Consider the following 6006-nt stretch of genomic DNA (forward strand, 5'->3'; position numbering starts at 1 on the left):
ATTGCCAGCATATGAGGAAGAAATCAGAAGAATTTCTGGGTTAACAGACACTCAATGGCGAATTACTCGTGATTTGCTTGAGGAAGTTAGGGAAGATCAACTAGATCAATTTAGTACTCAAATAAAATCATTTATTAAAGAGCGTATTCAGGTCAAAAGGAAAAAGATTTATGAAATGTTTGTTTGGACGCAATTAACGGAATGTCGCAGAAAAAATATCTTGAAGTATTTTCAAGAAGATAACACAATAGAGATAGAGGATTGCTGCGACCTATGCGGTGTTAATTATTCAAAATTTTATACTTCTATTGAAAAAGAAGAGAAAACCAAGATCGAATCCTCTTTTAATTGGAAAGACCATTTGGGAGAAATACTTTTAAGCAGGCGAATTACATGAAAGAAAAATATACAGGAATCATTAAAGAGCTATCAGATCGAGAACTGCTTTTTCATCTATATTTAACGCAATTTATCCTATTAGCCATTTCATTTATTTTAAGTTTGATATTATTTAATCGTTTTTCTGATGTACTTAATCTTTTTAAGATTGGCGATATGAATATATTATTTATCGGCGGAACAGCTGGATTAGCAGTCGTTCTCTTGGATGTAATTCTTATGAAGCTCCTTCCGCCATCCCTATACGATGATGGGGGCTTAAATGAAAGAGTTTTTCGCAATCGTAGTGTTTTTCATATTGCTTTAATCGCTGCAATCGTTGCTTTTTGCGAGGAATTATTATTCAGAGGTATCATTCAGACTCAGGTTGGACTTGTTTTTTCCAGTCTGATTTTTGCAGTTGTCCATTACCGCTATTTATTTAATTGGTTTTTGTTCTTAAATGTTGTTGTACTAAGCTTTTTTATCGGCTATATTTTCTTGATAACAAACAATTTATTCGTGACTATTTTTACACATTTTATTATTGATTTTTTACTCGGACTAATTATAAAATACCGTCATAATACAGGTTCCAAAAGCGGGAACACAGGAAGGGATGTTTCATGAACAAAGAGGGCCCATACAGGGATCAGGCTGAACGCCTTCGGAAAAAGGTTAATAGAAATTGGGATAGTGAGGAACCTATCCAAAAAAAGGAAACTTTACCGCCGAGAAGCAGGCTTCACCGGGAAAAGAGAAAGAAAAATAAATGGAAGGTCAAATACCCTGTTATTCGCCTTCTGGCATTACTGTTTATCTTACTGCCGATTACTATTTATAGTATGTATAACTATTTGCAAAAGAATGATAATGGAGGAGCTGAAAAAGCAAGCACCCAAAACGGATTTGAAACAATAGGATTTGAAGAGCAAGAACAAAAAGAAGAAAAAGGAACGATCATTGAAGAAAGAGAAGAAGATCCGGGAAACACCGATGGTAAAGTCGAAAATGAGGAAAAGGAACCCTCTATTCCTGCCTCTGAAACTCCAATAATAAGTGATTCTGAAGATAAAGGTTCTGCTAAGCCTGCTGAAACCGATGAAAACCAACAAGCGAAGGATAATCAGCAAGCGGAGCAAAAGGAAATTATTTATCATACTGTCAAACCTAATGAAAACATGTTTCGGATCGCATTGAAATACTATAATTCTCAGGACGGCATGGATATTATTAAAAAAGCAAACAACTTAAAAAATAATGAGATTCAAGCTGGTCAAGTATTGAAAATACCTAAACAATAGATTCCCAATCTCCCTATCATATAATGCTGTACAAGCTCATACATTAAGTAGAAAAGAGTGTTGTCAGGGTTTAAGGTTAGCCTTGGTGAACGGAGGGGGATTATGGAATCATCAATAAAACTGCTTGATGATCGAACAGATCAAGCTACTAGGCAGATGCTTCAAAAAGTGGTTGAAAGGAAAAAGAAATTTGACACTTTTAAGCTAAGGCATTTAATTACGATGTGGGCAACAATGTTTTCTTCCTTCATTTATCTTTTTTATATTTATAAAACGGTAATGAAGCCTTTCTCCTATTCATTTTCGGCCATGTTTTCGGTTTTCGTTAACCAATCGGCTAATCTTTATTTCCTTATATTTACATTTGGGTTATATGGCTTAATGAATTTATTGAAGGAGAAAAGAGAGAAGGCTGAGAAGGAGTACCATGCACTCAGATGCGAAATAATTGATAAAAGCAAAGATCTTTGGAAAAAGGAAGACGAGTGGAAAAACAGACATGTCGTTTTTGAAATGATGAAGGCGAATTATGATATTAATTTGTATCATGAAAATAAATAGATTGAAAAAAGAAGCTGCTTTATACATGGCCGCTTCTTTTCTCATATATTAAAATATTCTCTTCTTCCCTTGTTCATCTTTCAGAATTTCAACTGCTTCTCGGAATCTTTGCGAATGAATAATTTCCCTCTCTCTTAAGAACCGGAGACCGTCATTTAGATCTACATCATCACTCATGTTGATAATCCATTGATAAGTTGCTCTCGCTTTTTCTTCTGCGGCAATATCCTCATATAAGTCTGCTATTGGATCTCCTTTAGCTTGAATATAAGTTGCTGTAAAAGGAACCCCACCAGCATTTTCGTAATAGAGAGCATTGTCGTGGTTTGCGTAGTGAGCACCTAGGCCTGCCTCTTTCATTTGCTCTGGTGTTGCATCCTTTGTAAGCTTATATACCATCGTTGCAATCATTTCTAGATGGGCAAACTCCTCTGTACCAATATCTGTAAGGAGACCAATCACTTTATCTGGGATAGTATAACGCTGATTTAAGTACCTTAAAGCAGCTGCAAGCTCACCATCTGCTCCGCCGTATTGTTCAATTAAGAATTTAGCCAGCTTCGGGTTACATGTGCTTACTCGAACTGGATATTGCAGCTTTTTTTCATAAACCCACATAATTTTCCCGCCCTTTCATAAAAATTTTGCAATTAAGACAAATCGGTAGCTTCAGCCCCTGGGCTAAGGCGTTCTTAAACTTGCCATGGCCATGGCGAGTCATCCCAGTTCCATGGTTTGCCTGAATAACTGTGACCGAATTGCATGAGCGGACCAAATTGGCTTTCAAACAGCTTTCTAATCTTTTTTCTTTCGCTAACATAATGATTAAATTGGTTAATCGCATCTTCGTCCCCATTATGAGTATCTAGGTATAAAGTGAGTTCAACTAAGACAAAGTCAACTACCTGAAGCTGTTCTAATAATTGATAATATTCTGCAGGCATCTGTTTCATGTAGAGGCTTCCTCCTTAGCCTTCTCATACGGGCTATAATAGGGATCATAAAAAGCTTTCCAAAGAGTTCCATGTCGTAAAGCTTCCATTGGCGTAAATTGCGGTAAGTTTGGCGGCTGGAAACCCATATAAAGATGTGGGGGTGTCGAAAACGTTTTTACACGAATCGGTTCACAAGGATCAAAAGGACTGACATACGGATGGTAGGTCTTTACAGGTGTAAACATGCAATCCCTCCTTCAATTTGTATCATTCAATCTTATGACTAAATGTCTGCAATCATGTTTGATTATGAAGGTATATTAATGGCTGTTATCGAATATTTAATACATTATCGTAAATAATTCTCTGGGGTGAGTGGAATGTTTGTAAAAAGCGTTATGATTCCTAAATATTCTAGTTATACAATTAATCATGAATCAACAATTAAAGAAACCCTTGACAAATTAGAGGAGCATCAAATCGATGGATTGCCAGTTTTAAATGGTGACAACTATGTCGGAATGATTACCAGATATGGGATCTATGAAAATTACTTTAAATCTAAACAAATAAAGGAAGATTTTTTACAGAATACGAAGGCAGAAGACATCGCTACACATCAGGATCAATATCTTAAGGGGAATGAGATCTTCGAAAAAACCTTGCTAAGTTTAAAGGACTTTCCGCTATTGGCTGTTCTTGATGAGAAGCAAAGGTTTTTAGGGGTCGTAACGCGTTTTGATGTTCTTGCCCAGTTTCAATCTGCATTCGGTATGAACAAACCAGGTGTTAGAATTGCGTTTACCGCTTCTGAAACAGAAGGAAGATTAGCGAGATTATCTGAGATTGCCCGTCAGTTTCATGAACAGATCATTTCGATCGTCACATTTGACGAAACAGATAAACTAGTACGCAGGATTGTAATGAAGGTAGAAAAGAAAGACAATATAAAGAAATTCCTCGAAAAGCTTGAGGATTCAGGATTCAGAATTCTTGATGTTCATGAAGAGTAATAGTTGTCCGATTGAATAATAAATCAAAGCAATAAAGAATAATCCCCCTCATACAATTTTATGGGAGGGATTTTCTTGTTGCGTAAAACAGTTCAGCTTATTGGCGGCTTCCTTTGTGGTTTACTGTTTATTGAGTGGTTTCCAATTAGTGTTCCATCAGGGCTTACGGAAATTTTGGCTGCTTGCATTTTGAAGCCAGTTCCATTTTTTGCTTCTGCAGTTGTCTTCATTATTGGCTTTCTGACAAATGCTGAGTTGATTGGTGAAGAGGTCATCCAAACAGTTCAGTTATTTATGAAACGCAAGACAACGCTATTTAATTTATTGTTTTCTTTGTTTTTTCTGGCAGGCTTTATCACCTTATTCTTATTAGGATTTTGGCAAACAGTTGTATTTTTCTGTTTTTCTATTCTTTATGGTATTATTTCTATAGATTTCAGGGAAGTTAAACTAGCAAAAGTATAGATAACAGATTGCGGGGCAGGAGCATTATGATTTTTACAATAGTTATCATTTTAGTATTAATAGGAATAGGGTTTATTGCATTTATGTATAGGGAAGCGAATGCAGATCGAGTCATATTAAATGATCTGTCCTTCAAAGAATTTCCAGCAAGCTTTGGTGAAGTCAAGATTTTTTTCATTTCTGACATACATAAGAGAGTCATCTCAGATAAAATTATTGAGGAAGTTCGTTTATTGAAACCAAATATCATTATTATTGGCGGCGACTTAGTTGAAAAAGGAGTTCCGCTTCAAAGAGTAAAAGAAAATTTAGCTAAACTAAAAACATTAGGCCCTGTTTATTTTGTATGGGGCAATAATGATTACGAAGTAAATTTTCGTGAGCTAGATACTATATTTTTGGATTTTGGCGTTAAGGTTCTTGATAATACTGCAGTATCCTTTGAATCAGAAACAGGTGATAAATTCATATTGTTAGGTGTTGACGATATGAGTAAAAAACGCGATAGACTTGATCTCGCTTTACTTGATGCGGGTCAAACAGGCTTTAGAGTTTTAGTAAGCCATAGTCCTCAAATTATGAGCAAAATAAAAAAAGAACATCAAATATCCTTAGTGTTAAGCGGTCATACACATGGAGGGCAAATACATATTTTGGGCTACAGTCCTTATGAAAAAGGGGGTATAAAAAAACGAAAGGAAACGACATTATTAATAAGTAATGGTTATGGAACAACCGCTTTGCCATTAAGATTAGGAGCAAAAGCAGAAACACATTTAATCACGTTAAATAATGGGAATTAGGGGAGGCCTATGCTTGTCTTCTTTACAGTAATGAGGTAAAGGCAAATTAAAGCGCATAAGGTAAATAACTTAGACGACTCACCATCCTTTGTTTCTGTCATACACTAAATAAAAGAGTTAGTTCACGGCAGGGGGCAGTTACATGCGCTTAGAACGTTTAAATTATAACAAAATCAAAATTTTTCTAACTCAAGATGATTTATCGGAAAGAGGGCTAACGAAAGAAGATATTTGGAAGGATTCGATGAAATGGCATCAGCTTTTCCATGATATGCTTGAAGAGGCAAGTGAAGAATTTGGGGTAGAAATTCAAGGCTCTGTTGCAGTAGAGATATTCTCCATGCAGGCACAAGGGATGATTATGATCGTAACGATGGAGGATCAGAATGATGAGGAACTGCTTCAAGATGGCTTTATAGAAATGCAGGTTATCATGGATGGCAGCGAGGAATTATTCTTTGAATTGGAAGACTTCGAAAATGTCATTCAGCTGGCAAGGCGTCTTCATATATTAAACATAACAAACACAAGCTTGTATGCTTATAAT

Annotated in this window: 11 protein-coding genes (1 of these 11 only partly in view); 8 read left to right on the forward strand and 3 right to left on the reverse strand. The window is 35.9% G+C overall.

Annotated elements, in window-relative coordinates; translation table 11 throughout:
- From V7149_RS14805 to V7149_RS14820, 4 genes are all read left to right on the forward strand, one after another.
- Positions 1-397, forward strand: a 397-nt coding sequence (locus V7149_RS14805) for a RecQ family zinc-binding domain-containing protein (protein ID WP_335346382.1), incomplete at its 5' end; no start/stop codon positions are given.
- Positions 394-1008 (forward strand): CPBP family intramembrane glutamic endopeptidase, encoded by a 615-nt coding sequence (locus tag V7149_RS14810; protein WP_335346383.1) that lies wholly within the window; start codon positions 394-396, stop codon positions 1006-1008. The genes V7149_RS14805 and V7149_RS14810, both read left to right, overlap by 4 nt.
- Positions 1005-1682: a LysM peptidoglycan-binding domain-containing protein gene (locus V7149_RS14815; RefSeq protein ID WP_335346384.1), complete on the forward strand. Its 678-nt coding sequence runs from the start codon at positions 1005-1007 to the stop codon at positions 1680-1682. Before V7149_RS14810 ends, V7149_RS14815 begins: the two co-directional genes overlap by 4 nt.
- 102 nt (positions 1683-1784) lie before the next feature.
- Positions 1785-2243: a YpbF family protein gene (locus V7149_RS14820; protein WP_335346385.1), complete on the forward strand. Its 459-nt coding sequence runs from the start codon at positions 1785-1787 to the stop codon at positions 2241-2243.
- A gap of 48 nt (positions 2244-2291) precedes the next feature.
- Here the strand turns inward: V7149_RS14820 and V7149_RS14825 are convergent, their stop codons facing one another.
- The 3 genes from V7149_RS14825 to V7149_RS14835 form a co-directional block, all read right to left on the reverse strand.
- Positions 2292-2861, reverse strand: coding sequence for a manganese catalase family protein (locus V7149_RS14825; RefSeq protein ID WP_335346386.1), 570 nt, complete (start codon positions 2859-2861; stop codon positions 2292-2294).
- A gap of 74 nt (positions 2862-2935) precedes the next feature.
- Positions 2936-3196 carry a spore coat protein CotJB gene (locus V7149_RS14830; protein ID WP_335346387.1) on the reverse strand — a complete coding sequence of 87 codons (261 nt, stop codon included), beginning with the start codon at positions 3194-3196 and terminating at the stop codon, positions 2936-2938.
- Positions 3193-3423, reverse strand: coding sequence for a spore coat associated protein CotJA (locus V7149_RS14835; protein ID WP_335346388.1), 231 nt, complete (start codon positions 3421-3423; stop codon positions 3193-3195). The genes V7149_RS14830 and V7149_RS14835 overlap by 4 nt, the downstream gene beginning before the upstream one ends.
- Positions 3424-3558: 135 nt before the next feature.
- On the opposite strand from V7149_RS14835, the gene V7149_RS14840 reads away from it, so the two are divergent.
- The 4 genes from V7149_RS14840 to V7149_RS14855 all read left to right on the forward strand — a co-directional run.
- Positions 3559-4191, forward strand: a complete 633-nt coding sequence (locus V7149_RS14840) for a CBS domain-containing protein (RefSeq protein ID WP_335346389.1) — start codon at positions 3559-3561, stop codon at positions 4189-4191.
- Positions 4192-4266: 75 nt separating this feature from the next.
- Positions 4267-4656, forward strand: coding sequence for a hypothetical protein (locus V7149_RS14845; RefSeq protein ID WP_335346390.1), 390 nt, complete (start codon positions 4267-4269; stop codon positions 4654-4656).
- Positions 4657-4682: 26 nt separating this feature from the next.
- Entirely contained in the window at positions 4683-5459 is a 777-nt protein-coding gene (locus V7149_RS14850) for a metallophosphoesterase (protein WP_335346391.1), read from the forward strand.
- Positions 5460-5601: 142 nt separating this feature from the next.
- Positions 5602-6006, forward strand: the 5' portion of a protein-coding gene (locus V7149_RS14855; protein WP_335346392.1) for a genetic competence negative regulator. Its footprint extends 150 nt past the window's final position; only the first 405 of its 555 coding nucleotides appear in the window; it begins with the start codon at positions 5602-5604; the stop codon falls past the right edge of the window.

Origin of the sequence: Bacillus sp. JJ1503 (assembly GCF_036965125.1) — a bacterium.
GTDB lineage: Bacteria > Bacillota > Bacilli > Bacillales > Cytobacillaceae > Cytobacillus.